General features: G+C 39.5%; 18 protein-coding genes. 10 read left to right on the top strand and 8 right to left on the bottom strand.

Annotated features, from left to right (window positions below):
- Positions 1 to 55 precede the first annotated feature (55 nt).
- A complete protein-coding gene (locus FKV42_RS00255; protein ID WP_154808245.1) occupies positions 56 to 445 on the top strand; it encodes a secondary thiamine-phosphate synthase enzyme YjbQ in 390 nt (129 codons plus the stop codon).
- 84 nt (positions 446 to 529) lie between these two features.
- Here the strand turns inward: FKV42_RS00255 and FKV42_RS00260 are convergent, their stop codons facing one another.
- Together FKV42_RS00260 and FKV42_RS00265 are read right to left on the bottom strand one after the other, a co-directional pair.
- Positions 530 to 727, bottom strand: coding sequence for a helix-turn-helix domain-containing protein (locus tag FKV42_RS00260; RefSeq protein WP_154808246.1), 198 nt, complete (start codon positions 725 to 727; stop codon positions 530 to 532).
- Positions 728 to 833: 106 nt separating this feature from the next.
- Complete coding sequence (locus tag FKV42_RS00265; RefSeq protein WP_154808247.1) at positions 834 to 1247, bottom strand: HIT family protein; 414 nt, start codon at positions 1245 to 1247, stop codon at positions 834 to 836.
- A gap of 371 nt (positions 1248 to 1618) precedes the next feature.
- Between FKV42_RS00265 and FKV42_RS00270 the strand changes: the two genes are divergently transcribed.
- From FKV42_RS00270 to FKV42_RS00285, 4 genes are all read left to right on the top strand, one after another.
- Positions 1619 to 2857 (top strand): COG1470 family protein, encoded by a 1239-nt coding sequence (locus FKV42_RS00270; protein ID WP_196213992.1) that lies wholly within the window; start codon positions 1619 to 1621, stop codon positions 2855 to 2857.
- Positions 2858 to 2905: 48 nt separating this feature from the next.
- The gene (locus FKV42_RS00275; protein ID WP_154808249.1) at positions 2906 to 3490 is read left to right on the top strand and encodes a hypothetical protein; all 585 of its coding nucleotides are present in this window, start codon (positions 2906 to 2908) and stop codon (positions 3488 to 3490) included.
- Between the two features lie 202 nt (positions 3491 to 3692).
- A complete protein-coding gene (gene sfsA, locus FKV42_RS00280) occupies positions 3693 to 4460 on the top strand; it encodes a DNA/RNA nuclease SfsA (protein ID WP_154808250.1) in 768 nt (255 codons plus the stop codon).
- Positions 4457 to 5854 (top strand): alanine/glycine:cation symporter family protein, encoded by a 1398-nt coding sequence (locus tag FKV42_RS00285; RefSeq protein WP_154808251.1) that lies wholly within the window; start codon positions 4457 to 4459, stop codon positions 5852 to 5854. Before sfsA ends, FKV42_RS00285 begins: the two co-directional genes overlap by 4 nt.
- A gap of 41 nt (positions 5855 to 5895) precedes the next feature.
- Here FKV42_RS00285 and FKV42_RS00290 read toward each other — a convergent pair whose 3' ends face one another.
- From FKV42_RS00290 to FKV42_RS00315, 6 genes are all read right to left on the bottom strand, one after another.
- Positions 5896 to 7275, bottom strand: coding sequence for a PqqD family peptide modification chaperone (locus FKV42_RS00290; protein ID WP_154808252.1), 1380 nt, complete (start codon positions 7273 to 7275; stop codon positions 5896 to 5898).
- Complete coding sequence (locus tag FKV42_RS00295) at positions 7272 to 9383, bottom strand: M4 family metallopeptidase (protein WP_154808253.1); 2112 nt, start codon at positions 9381 to 9383, stop codon at positions 7272 to 7274. Before FKV42_RS00295 ends, FKV42_RS00290 begins: the two co-directional genes overlap by 4 nt.
- Before the next feature lie 218 nt (positions 9384 to 9601).
- Positions 9602 to 9796 (bottom strand): hypothetical protein, encoded by a 195-nt coding sequence (locus FKV42_RS00300; protein WP_154808254.1) that lies wholly within the window; start codon positions 9794 to 9796, stop codon positions 9602 to 9604.
- Between the two features lie 147 nt (positions 9797 to 9943).
- On the bottom strand, positions 9944 to 11215 hold the full coding sequence (locus FKV42_RS00305) for an RNA-guided endonuclease InsQ/TnpB family protein (protein ID WP_154808255.1): 1272 nt from the start codon (positions 11213 to 11215) through the stop codon (positions 9944 to 9946).
- Positions 11215 to 11622 carry an IS200/IS605 family transposase gene (gene tnpA / locus FKV42_RS00310; protein WP_154808256.1) on the bottom strand — a complete coding sequence of 136 codons (408 nt, stop codon included), beginning with the start codon at positions 11620 to 11622 and terminating at the stop codon, positions 11215 to 11217. The genes FKV42_RS00305 and tnpA overlap by 1 nt, the downstream gene beginning before the upstream one ends.
- 168 nt (positions 11623 to 11790) lie before the next feature.
- Positions 11791 to 12531: a protease inhibitor I42 family protein gene (locus tag FKV42_RS00315; protein WP_196213993.1), complete on the bottom strand. Its 741-nt coding sequence runs from the start codon at positions 12529 to 12531 to the stop codon at positions 11791 to 11793.
- A 206-nt stretch (positions 12532 to 12737) separates the two neighbouring features.
- On the opposite strand from FKV42_RS00315, the gene FKV42_RS00320 reads away from it, so the two are divergent.
- The 5 genes from FKV42_RS00320 to FKV42_RS00340 all read left to right on the top strand — a co-directional run bounded on the left by FKV42_RS00320 (position 12738) and on the right by FKV42_RS00340 (position 15566).
- On the top strand, positions 12738 to 12902 hold the full coding sequence (locus FKV42_RS00320; RefSeq protein WP_154808258.1) for a hypothetical protein: 165 nt from the start codon (positions 12738 to 12740) through the stop codon (positions 12900 to 12902).
- Positions 12903 to 13137: 235 nt separating this feature from the next.
- Positions 13138 to 13509, top strand: coding sequence for a DUF6951 family protein (locus FKV42_RS00325; RefSeq protein ID WP_154808259.1), 372 nt, complete (start codon positions 13138 to 13140; stop codon positions 13507 to 13509).
- Between the two features lie 40 nt (positions 13510 to 13549).
- Positions 13550 to 13882, top strand: coding sequence for a DUF6951 family protein (locus FKV42_RS00330; RefSeq protein ID WP_154808260.1), 333 nt, complete (start codon positions 13550 to 13552; stop codon positions 13880 to 13882).
- Positions 13883 to 14352: 470 nt separating this feature from the next.
- A complete protein-coding gene (locus tag FKV42_RS00335) occupies positions 14353 to 15006 on the top strand; it encodes a formylglycine-generating enzyme family protein (RefSeq protein ID WP_230375359.1) in 654 nt (217 codons plus the stop codon).
- 233 nt (positions 15007 to 15239) lie between these two features.
- The gene (locus FKV42_RS00340; RefSeq protein WP_154808262.1) at positions 15240 to 15566 is read left to right on the top strand and encodes a DUF6951 family protein; all 327 of its coding nucleotides are present in this window, start codon (positions 15240 to 15242) and stop codon (positions 15564 to 15566) included.
- Positions 15567 to 15572 lie beyond the last annotated feature (6 nt).

Raw genomic sequence — 15572 nt, forward strand, 5'->3', positions numbered from 1 at the left:
CAGATTACATTAATGCTATTAAGAGCCAGAATACTATCATATAGCAGTGACAATCATGCAGATTAAGACTGATAAAAGGATAGAGCTTATTGATATTACGGATCGGGTAAGAAAGCAGTTGAGTGAAACCGGAGTTCAAAATGGTATCTGTGTTATCAGTACAAAGCACACAACAACCTCTATAATTATCAATGAGAATGAATCCGGTCTTGTGTCAGACATTCTTGCATTACTGGAGAAACTTGTCCCTGCACATGCCGGCTATGCTCATGACAGGATTGACAATAATGCAGATGCTCATTTAAAAGCAATATTTCTTGGCAGCAGTGAAACAATCCCTGTTATCAATGGCAGTTTGCATCTTGGAACATGGCAGAGCATTTTCCTTGCAGAAATGGATGGACCAAGGACAAGAGAGGTCACGGTTACTGTAATCAGTAGTTAATGGGCTGCATAAGTCTGGTCTTCAAATAGTGGACGGTAATGAAAGAAGAAAAAAGAAAAGAAAGTAATTATATTTTATTTCTACTCATTCTGACTTTTCGTAGTCAGCATGTGCATAGAAACATCTTTTTGGAGTACAGACTGCATCTGTGCTCTTGAGTGTCTTGAGAATCTTGCTGACCTCTTTGCTTTCAAGACCTGTAACCTCTGCGATCTCTCCGGGTCTCATTGGTTTTCCTGCGTCTTTAAGTGCATCGAGCACTTTCTGTTCATTGTCTGCCATATTTTGTTCTCCTACAATTATTTTACTATAAAGGAAATCGTGAAATAAATAATTGATGCAATTGCTTGCATTATTTTTTATTTGAATTAATGCTTCGATGTTTTATTTAGAATGACTTCCTGAGCTTTTCGGCAAGTTCAGCAAGGTTGTCGGTGGGTGGGTGCAGTTCCACGATGGTGTGCATATTTCCTTCTCCATCACCTGCACGCCTTGGAATAATATGAACGTGCACATGAGCTACGGTCTGCCCGGCTATCTCGCCGTTGTTAATTCCGATATTCATGCCTTCAAGTTCCAGTGTATCTCCAACTATCTTAGCTATTTTGTTCACAGAAGCAAACAGGGTAGCAGCATCTTCTTCACCCATGTCTGTGAATTTCTCAAAATGCTTTTTCGGAAGCACAATTGTGTGTCCCTCTGCACAGGGATAAATATCCAGAAACGCATAAACATTTTCATCTTCATAGACTTTATGTGAAGGAATTTCACCAGCAACGATCTTACAGAATAGACAATCCATATGTATCACCTCTTTCTTTGATGCTCTGGATATTTAATTATTGTTGTTGGCTATTATTTCACCATCACGAAGATGTCTTTTGTTCTTCCTGTATCCAACATGTATTTTGTTAGTAAACATGTTTAACCAATTAACATTAGTTTTTTTATAAGTTCTCATCAATGTTAATCATGTATGCTATAATTAGTTTGATACTGGCCATAATAATTTTATACTACATAAAATAATTGTGTATAATTGCAATATTATTACTTAAAGTAGGGGAGGGTTTTCACACTAGAACTACATAGTGAATTTAAACCCGGTAGCCAAAGGCAGAATCAAATATGAGAATAAATACAAAAATACCAATATGTAGCTTGATTGTTTCAATGTTGCTTGTAGGGGTGGCATTTATACCTGGAGTCAGCGCGGAAGATGTGATATATACGGCATCAGATGAACAAATTATACATGTAGATGACCAAACAACGTTGTATCAGGACTTTGATTTTGCAAAACTCAGCATAAATCCGAGCTACGCAAACATTCAGATAAAACCTGGCAACACTGATGAAATAACCATAACTGTTACCAACAAAGACAATAAAACGATTACAATTGAACCAAAAGCTGTATTATCTCCCTATCAGAACAACTTCTTGGATGAAAGCTGGATAAGCATAACACCTGCCAGCAAAGATCTGGAGCCAGATGCCAAACAGGAATTTACTATTGAAGTTAACATTCCCGAAGATACTGATATAGGCAACTATGGAACTCAGATAGCATTCACTGATGATGCAATATCGGCATCTTATTCGGTCTATCCTGAATACATAAATGCCATGTACCTCTACATCGATGTCTGGACTCCTCCCAGAGTAGAGATAGGGAGGTCATACATTTATGATCATGTTGAATCGGGTGAAACCTATGATTATGAAATACAGCTCAAGAACATAGGGGACGATGACATTGCCATCGATCCGGAAATGAGTGACGAAATGGGGTATTACGGTTTTTATGGTAACATGGGGTCTGCATTTGAAAGTGATGCTATACATATTACCGCTCCTGCTGTAATAAAAGCAGGGGAGACTGCTGTTGTGAATGTACATTTGGATGTACCTGATGATGCAAAAGGTGAATTTTACGGAGATATCGACCTTAATATTGATGATCCCTCTATGAATGAATGGGATGATGAAGTGTCATTGAACTTCGAAGTCTGGACACAGCCTAGTGAACCATACATTAAGGAATTCACTACCAAAACCAATGACCTGATAACTATTGAGATTTCATCCATCACTCAGAACTATGCTAGATGGATGGGTACATACAGCCAGGATGAAAATGAAGAAGCTTCCTTTGATCTGACACTGGCAAATGAATCAGGAAACGTAGAACTCAATCTGGTCAAAACTACATATAGTGGTACTGTCAGTCTTGACTCCTCTAATTATCCTCCATGGGAAATCGATGGAGCCGGAATATATCAGGATTCTATGACATCCTATGTGGAAACATATGAAGTACCTGGTGCCATAGGTGAATGGACATTAAACATACTGCCGATGAATGCAGAAGAGTTTGGGTATTCGATTACCATCGGTGATACAGAATAAGCATTCTTATTCGGGCATCTTTGCCCGATCTTTTTTAAGGTGAGATCCATGAAATCTCTCTCAAAAATAATGTTAATCATATTTGTCCTGATATTATTCTTTGCAGGTATTGTATTCACCAATGGTCTGGAAGACTCCTCCTCTGAGCATGAATTCATATGGACAGGCACACAACCTGCAGATTCTGACAGGATCGAAGCAAGCATTGATCAGCAAATTAGCCCTTACCCTGGTATAGAATATGATAGTATAACACTCAGTGCTTCAAAGGAAAATGACAAGCTCCATATACATGCAACTGCTTCCTCATATGATTCCATATATACCGACAGGTATGATTTCATATACAGGAACAGCGAATTGACACGTGTAGGATATATTCTTGAAGCAATTCCTGTATCTATACGTTCCGAAGCTATAGCTATAGCTATGCAGGATGAAGAAGTTATGCAATCTCTTGGATCCGGTAACAATGTGAACACGGCTCCATCTGTAAAACAGATATTGCCTGATACCTCTGAGAACTTTTATACCGGTAAAACTTTGATTAGTGTAACATGGCTGGATAATTCTATATCCGCATTGATTGATATGGATAGCAGGGAAGTTGTTCAGGTATGGACTGGCCAATAAGAGGAAGCGCTGATATGAAAGGAAATGACTGTTAAGGGTCTTTCGAAAATTTTAGTAGCAAAAGTTGTTATCTCTTTTTTGTTTGATGTGCATATAATCACGACAATTCAAAATCCATGGGTACTATAACACCTTTTCTTTTTGAAGTTAACATGTGAGTGAGAACTCTTTTAACAAATAAGCAATAACAATCCCTGTCATAATGAAAAAATCAGATGCAAAAAGGGAACACATAGTCTGCAACATCCAAACAGATACCGAAGGCATTCTTATTGAAAGACCAAATCGTTTCCTGGCCATTGTCGAGATCGATGTGAACGGAAGCAAAAGTCAGGAAAAGGTACATGTCCACGACCCCGGCAGGCTCATAGACATACTGTATCCTGGAAACTGTGTGCTGCTTCGAAAAGCCAGCAATCCGAAAAGAAAAACAGGCTGGGATATGATAGCTGGAAGGATCGGAGAGGAATGGATACTTATCAATTCGGCATTCCACAGGCAGATATCTCAGTGGATACTGGAAAACCGGATTATTGACAAATTTAGAAATATTGATAATATCATTCCTGAGCAGAGATTTGGTGACAGCAGGCTGGATTTTCTTCTGGAAGAAGACAGGAAAAAGACATGGGTTGAGGTTAAAGGCTGCACGCTGGCGGAGAATAATGTCGCTGTCTTTCCGGATGCTCCTACAACCCGTGGAAAACGTCATCTTGAGGAACTCATACGTGCTGTGGATGAAGGAAATGATGCAGCTATTATCATACTGGTATTCAGATCGGATGCAAAGTGTTTTGCTCCTAACCGGAAGATTGACATTGATTTTACAGAAACGATGATCAAAGCTGTAGAAAAAGGCGTAATGATCTTCCCATTGCAATTCATTTTTGAGAACAACAATATTTACTATCTATCACAAATTCCGCTTTGCCTGGAGAAAACAGGACTGATTGCAGGACTGGTTGAATGAGTTTTGTGGATCATTTGTTATCAATAGTGGATTCTTCTAATCTTTTATTCTATCTCAAAGTAATTGATAACTTCATATGGGGTCCACCTTTATTGATATTGCTCGTAGGTACGGGTGTTTTTTTCACTTTCAGCCTCGGTTTTATCCAGATAAAACGCCTTCCTCTTGCTTTAAGATATGTATTTGGTTCACAGAGTATGGAAAAAGGGGTAAAAGGTGATGTATCCAGTTTCGGAGCCCTTACTCTTGCACTGGCTGCAACTATAGGCACAGGAAACATAGTGGGTGTCGCTACAGCCATAAAAATTGGTGGGCCGGGAGCACTGTTCTGGATGTGGATAGCTGCCTTTTTTGGAATGGCAACAAAATATGCAGAGTGCACTCTGGCTGTGAAATACAGGACATTCGATGAGAATGGAGAAGCTGCCGGTGGTCCCATGTACTATATTAAGAATGGTCTTGCAGACCGGTCGTACAGCGGTATCCTCTCAAAAGCCTTTGCATGCTTTGGAATATTCGTAGGGTGCATGGGTATCGGAACCTTCACACAGGTCAACGCCATTGTGGATTCGGTTAAGATCACATTCGGAATACCTTCCATGCAAACAGCCATTGTGGTTTCGACACTGGTCTTCCTTGTGACCATAGGGGGGATAAAAAGCATCGTCAGAGTCGCACAATTTATCGTTCCCTTCATGGCGATCACCTATGTGCTCAGTTCAGTTATCATAATAGCACTCAACATCGCATCTCTGCCCTCTGTGCTCTCCCTTGTAATTCAGTCAGCATTCAGTAGAACGGCAGCAGCCGGAGGATTTCTTGGAGCTTCCATTATGATGGCAATGCAATTTGGCGTTTCCAGAGGAGTATTTTCAAACGAAGCAGGTCTTGGCAGTGCACCAATAGCAGCAGCAGCAGCAAAAGTAAAAAGCCCTGCAAAACAGGGACTTATTTCCATGACCGGTACGTTCTTTGATACGATAATCATATGCACAATGACTGGAATTGTCCTGATAATGACAGACTCATGGAAGGGTGAACTTGCAGGTGCATACATGACCAGCCAGGCCTTTTCCAGTGTGCTGAGTATTGGCAGCTATGTGGTTGGTATTGGTTTGATGTTCTTTGCATTCACGACAATTCTGGGATGGAACTATTATGCTGAAAGATGCACTGAATTCCTGTTTGGAGTAAAGGCGATATTCCCGTTCAGAATAATCTATGTAGTGTTGGTTTTCATTGGTGCTTTTCTTACACTGGACGCTATCTGGATACTGGCAGATATTTTCAATGGGCTCATGGCCATTCCAAATCTCATAGCACTTGCTGCACTCAGGAAAGTAGTGATATCAGAAACAAAGGAATATTTCAATTCGCTTGAATCTGAAAAATGATAGGCATTGTGCCTATCTGTCTGGTCTGTATGTTGATATCATTAACTGGGATCTACCAGCCAGCAGTGACAATTTGCCTGGAATATATTCCTTCTTGTAAAATTAGCCGCAATGCAGCTCCCCCTGCAAACAGGAAGCCACTGGCACCTGCTACATTTACCTTTCATGTCCGAGGCTTTCAGGCTCCTGAAGTAATTCAGGAATCGTGAGTTATCCCATATCCACCGGAAAGACCTGTCTTTCACATTCTCAACATCTGCTCCTTCAAAATAGTTGCATGGAAGCACATCGCCCTTTGAAGTGACCGTACAGTATCCGATGGCGCCATCACACCCGATTCTTGTATCAGTATTTGCTTCAATCTCCTGTTCTGGAGTTGGTCGGAATGTACATTCAAATTCCATTGGTGCAATTTCAGGACCATCTGATTCTCTTTTACTGAGAAGGAATTCAGTCAGTTCTCGCATTCTTGCAGGTTTTACTTCCAGGTCAAAAGCACCTGTTCCACGTCCTGAAGGAACGAAAGGCAATATTCTGAACGTCTGCACTCTCAGTTCTTTTCCCAGTTCATAAAGTTCAGGAATATTATCAATATTCATTGTGGTTACTGCCGCCGCAAGTGTGACAGGAACACCGGCTTTAATCAGCAATTTAATTCCATTTACTGTCTTTTCCCATGAACCTGATAATTGGCGGAAATCATCATGAATGGCAGAGACACTTGAATCAAGACTCACCTGTGCCCTTGCTCCAATATTCGCGAGCTTCTCAGCAGCAGTTTCATCTATCAGTGTTCCGTTGGTGGCTACCTGTATCATTATGTTTTTGGAAGCAGCATATTCAGCTATATCAAAAAAATCCTTTCTGATCATGGGTTCGCCGCCGCTTAGTATCAGTTGTGCAACTCCAAACTCTGCAAACTCATCGATAAGCCTGCAACAATCTTCAAAAGGTAGTTCATCGTTGCATTCCTCTCCGGCACTTACAACGCAATGTCTGCATCTGAGATTGCATTTGGATGTAAGATCCCAGAGCACACCGGCAGGAGCAGGTACATTCCAGTAGTTCATCCTGTCATTACGCCACCACAAAAGTCCGCGACCTGTTAGGTCATCCAGTATCGGTCTGCTTTTATCCATCACAGTGTCTCGGTCTGAATGAAAAGATGTACTCAATTGTGCGATAATCTCATCGAGTGTCCGGTAACCATCACACATTTTCAGAAGCCAGTAGGCTGCTTCATTGAGTTCCTGAACTTCAGAGCTAAGCGGGTCTTCTGTAATCCATATATCATTTTCCTTACTTATCCTGAAAGGAAAATAAGGGACAGCAGATTCTGCCGGAAGATTGTTGCTACAGTTAATTCCGGTATCTACATTACATGTATCTGCTGTCAATATGCCAGACTGCTTTTCTATCACTTGACTTCCCCGAGCATCACAAGTGTCTTCTTTCTCCAGTCATGTATCCTGGTTTCTGAGATTCCAAGGGTCTTTGAAAGCTCTGTTATCTTCTTTGCATCCTCTGTTGCTTTCAGGAAGTCTCCGAGTGTTGAAATTGATCTTCCCTTAAACAGGGTTGCAGTTTCCGGTCCGATGCCTACTATGTCTATAATGTCAGTTTTCAGTGTAATTACCGGATTCTTGACACGTATGTATGGATCATAAGGCAATGGGTCCGGTCCTGGCAGACACGAAAGTCCCGGAGATGGTGGACAGGCTATGTATGGTGAAGGTGGACAAACTATCATTGGTGATGGAGGGCATACAAAGTCCGGTGCAGGCGGGCAGATGTAAGGTGCTGGTGGGCATACAAAGCCTGGTGCAGGTGGACATAGCACGTGTGGTGATGGTGGACAGATCATTGGTGCTATCCAGCATGTGAACGGGCATGTAACGGCTGTACCGATTCCCACAGCAGCAAATGCATTTATTATGCTTGCTCTCCAGCGAGAGTAATGCGGATTGGTCGAGTAGAGATCATCAAGTGAATCCAGTACCGCATCTCTCATGTCGCTGAAATCTGAACTTGAGACCAGATGTGTTGTCAGTGCCTGGTAATAGAGAAGTCCAAGTACATCGCGGCCAAGTCCTTCACATATCCTGATCCCTCTGTGTGTACCACCGGTTGCTATCAGGTAAGCGGCTTTATTCATGATTCCACTGTTGATGTGGACTCCGCCGTTGTCTGAATAACCGGTGTATTGGTCAGTTGTGTGGTCTGGCTGGTGACCTGCTATGCAACTGTCAATTGGGTTTGCAGGGTCGTATTGTCCACCGTTGGTCGGGTCTTCCATATTACGTAGAGCTGGTGCTGTTGTGGGCAGCCAGGGTTCTTCGCCAATGAGCCAGTTTCCGGATATCAAAGCACCGAAAACATCTGACATGGATTCGTTAAGTGCACCTGATTCGTTGCTATAGACAAGTCCGGCAGTATATTCGGTAACTGCATGTGTCCATTCGTGTGCGATTATATCCAGTGCACAGAGTGAATTGTATCTTGATCCGTCACCGTTTCCTATTTTGACATAACTTCCGTTCCATGTAGCATTATTCCAGCCGCTTCCGCAGTTGGCATAAATATGCATATCGGCTCCGGCATCATCGTAACTGTCACGTCCATGGACTGTGAAGTAGTAGTCGTATACCATTCTTGTATAGAGATGACAATCAACGTCAGGCCCCTGTCCGGAAGCAGACCAGTTATTATTATTGTCTTCCGAAACAGGAGCAGGAGGATAGCTGCCGTTGGCATCATGGGTGATTACTCTTGCAGAACTAGGTACCCATTGGTCTTCAAGCAGGTATTTGGCTGTGCCGTGATCGTGTAGTGTGTTTATTGTGACGGAACCTGCATACGTTCCAATTCCTGAACCTGTGGTCCTTGTATGTCCCTGCTCATTGTTATATTTCCAGACAACTTTTCCGGTAAGTGCATCTACAAAATACTCCCATTTGGCAGGTGTGTCTTCTCCGGCAAGGTCCTTATCAATTCCATTAACTGAAACATGCCACACTAGATGTGGTTCTTTCACAAACTGTGACAGGATCATAAGAGTGGGTTCAGCATGCAGTTTTCCTTTGGAATTGTTCTTATCATCTTTAAGAACGGTTTTCAATGCTTCTTCTCCTGTGATCTTTGCCTTGTCCGGCAGATCAATTTCAGGAGTCAGCTTTCCAGTTGTTCCTTTTATGTTGTCCTCTGCATCAATATGGACTATTATTTCGCTACCAAAAACAGGCAAATCCTTGTACACCTGCTGCATGCGCACATGTCTGGAACCGATACGATCAGTATCTATCCTTTTTACAAGCATTTCTTTGTTGACAGAATTTAGCAGATAAAGGTCTTTATTGACTTCCATAAACTCTATGGCAGCTCTTCCGGGATCCTTTTGCTCAGATTTTGCAAGCAAACCTTTGAGTCTAAGTGGGATACCAGTACGTTCATCCCATTTGACATCTACATTAACATCAACAGTTCTTAGCTTATCGAGTATATCTTTTTGTTTTCTGACAGGTTCATACATTCCCTATCTCCCCTTGATGGTTTTCACTATACTGAATTGAACATTAGGTCAGAGCAAATGAAAAGATCGCAGACCTCCCTTGGGCACCCCTGCCCGGCCAGATATAGGACCTTCCCTATTTCTTATTGCTCTAATTATAATTTCAAACTAATAATCTATAAAGTTTGCTCTGAAATTCAGTGCAATATATTAAAATAAGTAAAAATAAGTAAAATCAATTAATCTTTCTTCTCAGATTTTTTCTTCTTTTCTTCAATGGTAGTATTATCACACCACGCATCAACTTCAAGGTCGGCTGCACTTTTTTTATCGTCATCGGAGTCCGGTACAGTACACCATGTATCGATCTGTTCATCAAAACCTGGCATTTCAATATCTTCAACTTCTTTCTTTTTGGCATTCTTTTTGTCCATTATAACTCTCCTGTTTTGGTTTTATGTACTCTGCATTCAAAGCAGGTATTTACCATGTAATCGTGAAATATAAGTCAGGTCTGTTACATGTGTAACAGATCACTGTTTTCTTTAGTTGAACTACTCCTCCCTCACGGAAGGAGATTCTTACAAATAACTACGAAAAATATGTAGTTTTATTTGTAAATTACCGAGGAATTCTCGATAGCCTGTCCAAATGGCATTCTGTGATAGGTAACGTGTCATGATATTGATAGAACTATTTCTATCTCTATCGATTTTATTACCACAATCACATATCATATCACGTTGACTGAGTGGCATTTCATGTATTTTTCCACAAGAACAACATGCCTTTGATGTATAACTTTCGTCAACTTTTACTACTTTCTTACCTGCTAATTCGGCTTTATAGGTGAGTATATTGACAAATTGGGCTAAATAACCGTTATTTTGAGTGGAACGACTAAGAGCTATTTCTTTGAAATCTTTTACTTTTTTAGTTGTTCCATCGGCTTTAGTAATTGTTTTGACTTTGGGTTTCTTAGCCATTTTTTTAACGTTGAGGTCGCCTATGATAATTGTATTGGCTCTAGTGTTTTCAACCATCTTTTTAGATAATTTATGTTGAAAATCCTTTATTTGATTGTGTCTTTTCTTTTCCATTCTTCGTTTAGAAGCGTGTAATCTCTTCCACCTTCGACTACCTTTTTTACAACGGTCTAGTCTGGAATGTATTTTATCTATTTTAGAATTCCAATATTTATCAGGACGAGGATTCACAGCTTCAAAAAATTTGCAGTCGGTATTTATCGCTGTTACAGTTTTCGAAATTCCTAAATCAATCGCCTGATACTTATTATTGTCATAATATTTTTTTGTGGACTCTATTTCGAAAGAAACAGAAATATAAAAATCGCCCATTGCTTTATAGGGATTATCATTGAATATTTCGAACTGCTTGATTTTCATTTCCTGTAAACTCTCTTCTATTTCAAAAGATAATTCCACATCATTACATTTATGTGAAAATGTAACTACATTATCGGAAATTTTGAAACCACTTTGATTATAAGGTATAGTGAAAAAATACTTTTTACCTCTAAAATTTGGAGGTCTCGCATCTTTATCGCCATTTTTCCATAATGCGAAGAACGATTTATAACCACCATCTAACTTTTTAAGAACACCTTGTAGAGTCTTACTATATGGTTTTTTCAAATCTGGATTTATCTCTTTCAGTTCCGGTAAATCATTTTGCTGTTTATTATAAGTTATAGAAATACTTGATTTCTCCCACGACTCTTTACGTTCAGCTAGAGCGTGATTATAGAGAAATCTACATTGCTCAGAAATATACCAAAGAGTATCGGTTTGTTCTTCGGTTGGATGTATTTTGTATTTCTTTGTAAGCAACATTATTTTTTGCCCTGATTATCTACATATTTTTTTAGAACATCTAGTGTAACCTGTCCGGTAGTTGCTAAAAAATAAGAACGAGACCAAAACGCATCTTTCCACAACAAATCTTTTACTTCTGGAAATTGTCTGCGAATTTCTCTTGAAGAAATGGTTTTTATGGTGTTGATATACTTAGGTATATCCAATGTTGGTTTTGCTTTGAAAATCATGTGAAAGTGGTCTTTATCACATTCTATATTCAATATTTCAACATCGAAATTTTCACTAATGTTATGTGCAGTCTGCTTCAATAAATCGATGATGAGCGGATTTATTAAGGCGTGTCTTCTGTATTTTATACATTGTACGAAATGGTACTGTAATGAAAATACAGAATGACTTCCTTTATCAAGATTATACTGCATAGTTATATGCAATAATGGATAATTATAAATGGTTTACTATGGTTATGTTATTTTATTAGTGATCATGATAGTTATACCCGGATAGTACGCCTTTCATCTCCCACCTGTCGCTATGCTCCGAAGAAGGAGACTTCCCGGCTTAGAGTTAAATTCTAAGTTGTTTCTCAGTTACAGTATCGGACTTATCGTCCTTAGTTCCACAATCTGTCCCCACATGTGGAAACTCATCATATCATCACGTGGATAGGCTGTGAATCTTACTTCCGTTCCATTAATGCTGAAATCTTCTGGCAGGTTAATCGGATCATATTTTGCATCGTCAGTTCCAATTATTCCATAAAAGCCGCCTTCAAGGTCGTTGTATATCACAGTTCCGGTATCAGATATGAGTTCACTCTCAGGAATTACATTAATCGTCAGTTCATAGCTGTCTTCGGTTCCTGTTATCTCTTCCCATGGACGCACGTAGATTGCAGACAAACTCTGCTCGCCTGTGTCAGTGACTTGAAAAATCCACATGTGAGAACCGCCTGCACCAACAAGGCTTACATTAGTACTCGCTTCAAGGAACTCATCTTCTTCAAGTTTAAGTCCTTCACTGTATGTTATATTCCATGAATATCCGGTTGTGGGATTTTCTTCAAGTTCAACAATAATGAAATCTCCTACAATAGCATAAACGGTACTCTGGCTGTCGTTCTCTGAAAAGCTACGACTAACCGCTGTCATTGTGCCTATGGCAACGTCGGAACTGTCTGTGGTTCCTGTCTGTTCTTCTACATCTGATGTTGCAGTGCCATTGTCATCAATGCTGGTGTTATTGCCTGTATCATCACTGTCTGTTACACAGCCGGAAGCCATGCATACAAGAAAAATAACTGCTGCAACTGTAAGTAATCTGATGTTCATCTCAATGTTCATCTCCCTGTGTTATTAGTTACAGGATTGTTTTTTTGATATATACAGGTTTATTTAACTGCGATTAAGCTTGAAGCTATGCATTACGGCAGGATTTCTGATTTCAATAAACCACTTTTCAGCAGTCGTACCATAGTTTTATATATTATAAAGTCAGATATGGACTACCGACAAAGGCACAAAAAAAAGGTGAAAATATGGATATAGCAACAACACTGAGGTACAGGCTTATTAACCTGAACCATTTCAGAAGATGTATGGTGAGCAGAATGACCTACCAGCTTTCATCATACGGGAAAAAAGGTGTCGATGTCCCTGTTTTCGATATGAAACCGGCGAGTTTATCACCATACTCAGTATAAGACTTAATCATCTAGAAAAAGACTTGCCATCTCTCCAATAGGAATCGTCGGTTTCATAAAAAATGAAGTCTACGTGGGTGCATAATGCACCCAACTCCTCCCATACTTCCCTATTTTCGTTTTATTTTTATTTTCTTTAATACAGGATGTTACGCAAGATTTAAGCATGTTAGCTACATACAAAATGTATAAAAGATGTTGAAAAGTTAATCCACCCAATATTCTTTCAAGCCAATTGTCAATAATTAATCAGGGATTTATCGGGGGCAATAATATTACAGTTGTTATTTCACTGGAAAATATATGCAGGAACAGGACAACGGTTCTGGCCCAGCATGAAGGTAAGAACACAAGAATAAATGTTGAAACAACCTGCGCAAAGATTAAAAAATGGGGTAACGAATTCAATCTCCCAAAAATGGATCTTATAGACAGGGATGTATCTTTTGATCTTCTAAATAGAAAGAGAGCAGAGTATTCGATTTGCAGTAATTGTTATGTTCCTCCAACAGTTATGAGCGCTTACTGGATCGAAAATGAGAAGATTCCAAAAGATGTTGCAAAGAAATATGAGAGTGTTGACATAACATTTGAAGAGATCAAATAAAGGAGACATTCGAAACGAATTTTTCAATGGAGGTTTAAATATGGTTGTAACTATGTCAGTTGACTCTCTTTGTGGTCACATGACCTATATAACAGCAGTTACTGAAGGAAGAAAGACTCACATACATATTGAAACAGATTGTGAGAAACTGAAAAAATGGGGTTGTGATTTTGATCTTCCCAATGCTGAAATGTCACAGCAGAACATTCCGTATTATGAAATTATCATGAAGACCACAAAGAATGCTATATGTGAGAATTGTTATGTGCCCGCCACAGTTATGAACGCATACTGGGTTGAAAATGAAAAGGTATCAAAGACTCTTGCAAAGCAAATAGGTAAAGTAGAGGTTACCATTGAAAAGATAGAATAGCTATTCCTAAAATTAATACTTTTCATTGATAATGTTATTTCTGATGCAATTATGTTCAGAACTTTACATTAAAGTTTTTCTAAATAAAGTGTTCCGGGTGTGGAAAATAGATTATTCTCTATTATCGGGTCGTAAAAAATAACACTTATGCAGGACATATATTCCTGTAATGGCATAATGTCAATTTTTGGGGCAAATTGAAATGTGTCACTATTCCGGGGGAATTTGAAAGGGGAATCACAGAAGATATTCAAAGCTTATTCTGTTTCAACATTGTTTATTGCATAATGTTTCTGTGCTTGCCTGAAAATCTTTAGATTCATGAAGCAGGAAATGACCGAATATCACATACAAAGTCACAGGTGTTGAATATGGTTCATTGTGAAACAGTAAATCGTATTGATAAACATAATAAGATACATAATAATGAGCAAAAAGAAGAATGCAAAGTTTATTTAAATTCCATCAGTATGGAATTCGTGCTGATTCCTTCAGGTAAGTTCATGATGGGTTCTAAGCAGGATTCCACTGAAAATCCAACACACGAAGTTACAATTTCAGAACCTTTTTTTCTTGGAAAATATCCAGTAACACAGAAAGAATGGATGTCAATAATGGGAAGTAACCCCTCTTTATTTCCGGGCCATGACAACCATCCTGTAGAGCAGGTTTCATGGGATGATGTACAGGAGTTTATTAGTAAACTGAACGAAAAAGAGGGTACAGATAAATATCGTTTGCCATCTGAGGCCGAGTGGGAGTATGCCTGCAAGGCAGGCACTACAAGCAAATATTATTTTGGAGACGATGAATCTGATCTGGATGAGTATGGATGGTGTTCAGGGAAAACAACCCATCCGGTAGGTCAGAAGAAACCCAATCCCTGGGGTTTGTATGACATGAATGGTAATGTGTGGGAATGGTGTGAGGATAAATGGCATTCAAGTTTTGAAGGTGCTCCTGCAGATGGCAGGCCTTGGGAGTATAGTACCAGTTCTCTTCGTATTGATCGTGGTGGTTGCTGGAGCAGCCTTTCCAGATTTTGCCGTTCAGCACTTCGCAGTGCCAACATTGCTGACGATCGTATGGGATTTACGGGATTCCGTGTTCTGAGGGAAGTGTAAATTATGGTTAAATTCAATACTTTTCATTTTACCCAGAATTGCAGAGCAAATATGAACTTTATGTATTTTGTCTTGAGCCCGAATGTTTTTGGGAGAAAGGCATATATTAACGATGTTAACTATCATAATATACTGAAGTCTGCCCTGCCTTTCAGGAATCCAGTTGAAAACAGGGTTTTAGGTTATTTTCACTTTAGGATTCAGAATAAAACTAGAAAACAGGAGATTTTTACATGCCATCTGTCGTACACGTAAACTCAAGTATATGTGGCTTTATCCATATAATAAAAGGAAAATTAGATGGAAAGAACATCATTATAGATATTGAAACACCCTGTTCAAAGGTAAAACAAATGTCAAGTATGGAAATTCCAATGATGCAAACCTTAGATATCAAGGACAATTATGTGATGGACAGGGCACAGGAAGCTCGTTGCTGTCCCGGCTGTATCTTGCCTACCGGAGTATTACATGTATGCAGGCTGGAGTCGGGAATGATTTCAAAGACCCTTGCAAAACAGGTTGAAACAATGACAATTGAGTTCAAAGAGGCTGATTGACAAAAA

It is taken from the genome of Methanolobus vulcani (assembly GCF_006546655.1).
Lineage (GTDB): Archaea > Halobacteriota > Methanosarcinia > Methanosarcinales > Methanosarcinaceae > Methanolobus > Methanolobus vulcani_A.

Excerpts from the sequence above, each read along its gene's own strand:
- FKV42_RS00300 (WP_154808254.1), bottom strand. The coding sequence starts at position 9,796 with ATGGACAAAAAGAATGCCAAAAAGAAAGAAGTTGAAGATATTGAAATG.
- sfsA (WP_154808250.1), top strand. The coding sequence starts at position 3,693 with ATGAAAAAATCAGATGCAAAAAGGGAACACATAGTCTGCAACATCCAA.
- tnpA (WP_154808256.1), bottom strand. The coding sequence starts at position 11,622 with ATGCAGTATAATCTTGATAAAGGAAGTCATTCTGTATTTTCATTACAG.
- FKV42_RS00260 (WP_154808246.1), bottom strand. The coding sequence starts at position 727 with ATGGCAGACAATGAACAGAAAGTGCTCGATGCACTTAAAGACGCAGGA.
- FKV42_RS00335 (WP_230375359.1), top strand. The coding sequence starts at position 14,353 with ATGGAATTCGTGCTGATTCCTTCAGGTAAGTTCATGATGGGTTCTAAG.
- FKV42_RS00315 (WP_196213993.1), bottom strand. The coding sequence starts at position 12,531 with ATGAACATCAGATTACTTACAGTTGCAGCAGTTATTTTTCTTGTATGC.
- FKV42_RS00275 (WP_154808249.1), top strand. The coding sequence starts at position 2,906 with ATGAAATCTCTCTCAAAAATAATGTTAATCATATTTGTCCTGATATTA.
- FKV42_RS00320 (WP_154808258.1), top strand. The coding sequence starts at position 12,738 with ATGGATATAGCAACAACACTGAGGTACAGGCTTATTAACCTGAACCAT.
- FKV42_RS00285 (WP_154808251.1), top strand. The coding sequence starts at position 4,457 with ATGAGTTTTGTGGATCATTTGTTATCAATAGTGGATTCTTCTAATCTT.
- FKV42_RS00270 (WP_196213992.1), top strand. The coding sequence starts at position 1,619 with ATGTTGCTTGTAGGGGTGGCATTTATACCTGGAGTCAGCGCGGAAGAT.
- FKV42_RS00305 (WP_154808255.1), bottom strand. The coding sequence starts at position 11,215 with ATGTTGCTTACAAAGAAATACAAAATACATCCAACCGAAGAACAAACC.
- FKV42_RS00295 (WP_154808253.1), bottom strand. The coding sequence starts at position 9,383 with ATGTATGAACCTGTCAGAAAACAAAAAGATATACTCGATAAGCTAAGA.
- FKV42_RS00330 (WP_154808260.1), top strand. The coding sequence starts at position 13,550 with ATGGTTGTAACTATGTCAGTTGACTCTCTTTGTGGTCACATGACCTAT.
- FKV42_RS00255 (WP_154808245.1), top strand. The coding sequence starts at position 56 with ATGCAGATTAAGACTGATAAAAGGATAGAGCTTATTGATATTACGGAT.
- FKV42_RS00340 (WP_154808262.1), top strand. The coding sequence starts at position 15,240 with ATGCCATCTGTCGTACACGTAAACTCAAGTATATGTGGCTTTATCCAT.
- FKV42_RS00265 (WP_154808247.1), bottom strand. The coding sequence starts at position 1,247 with ATGGATTGTCTATTCTGTAAGATCGTTGCTGGTGAAATTCCTTCACAT.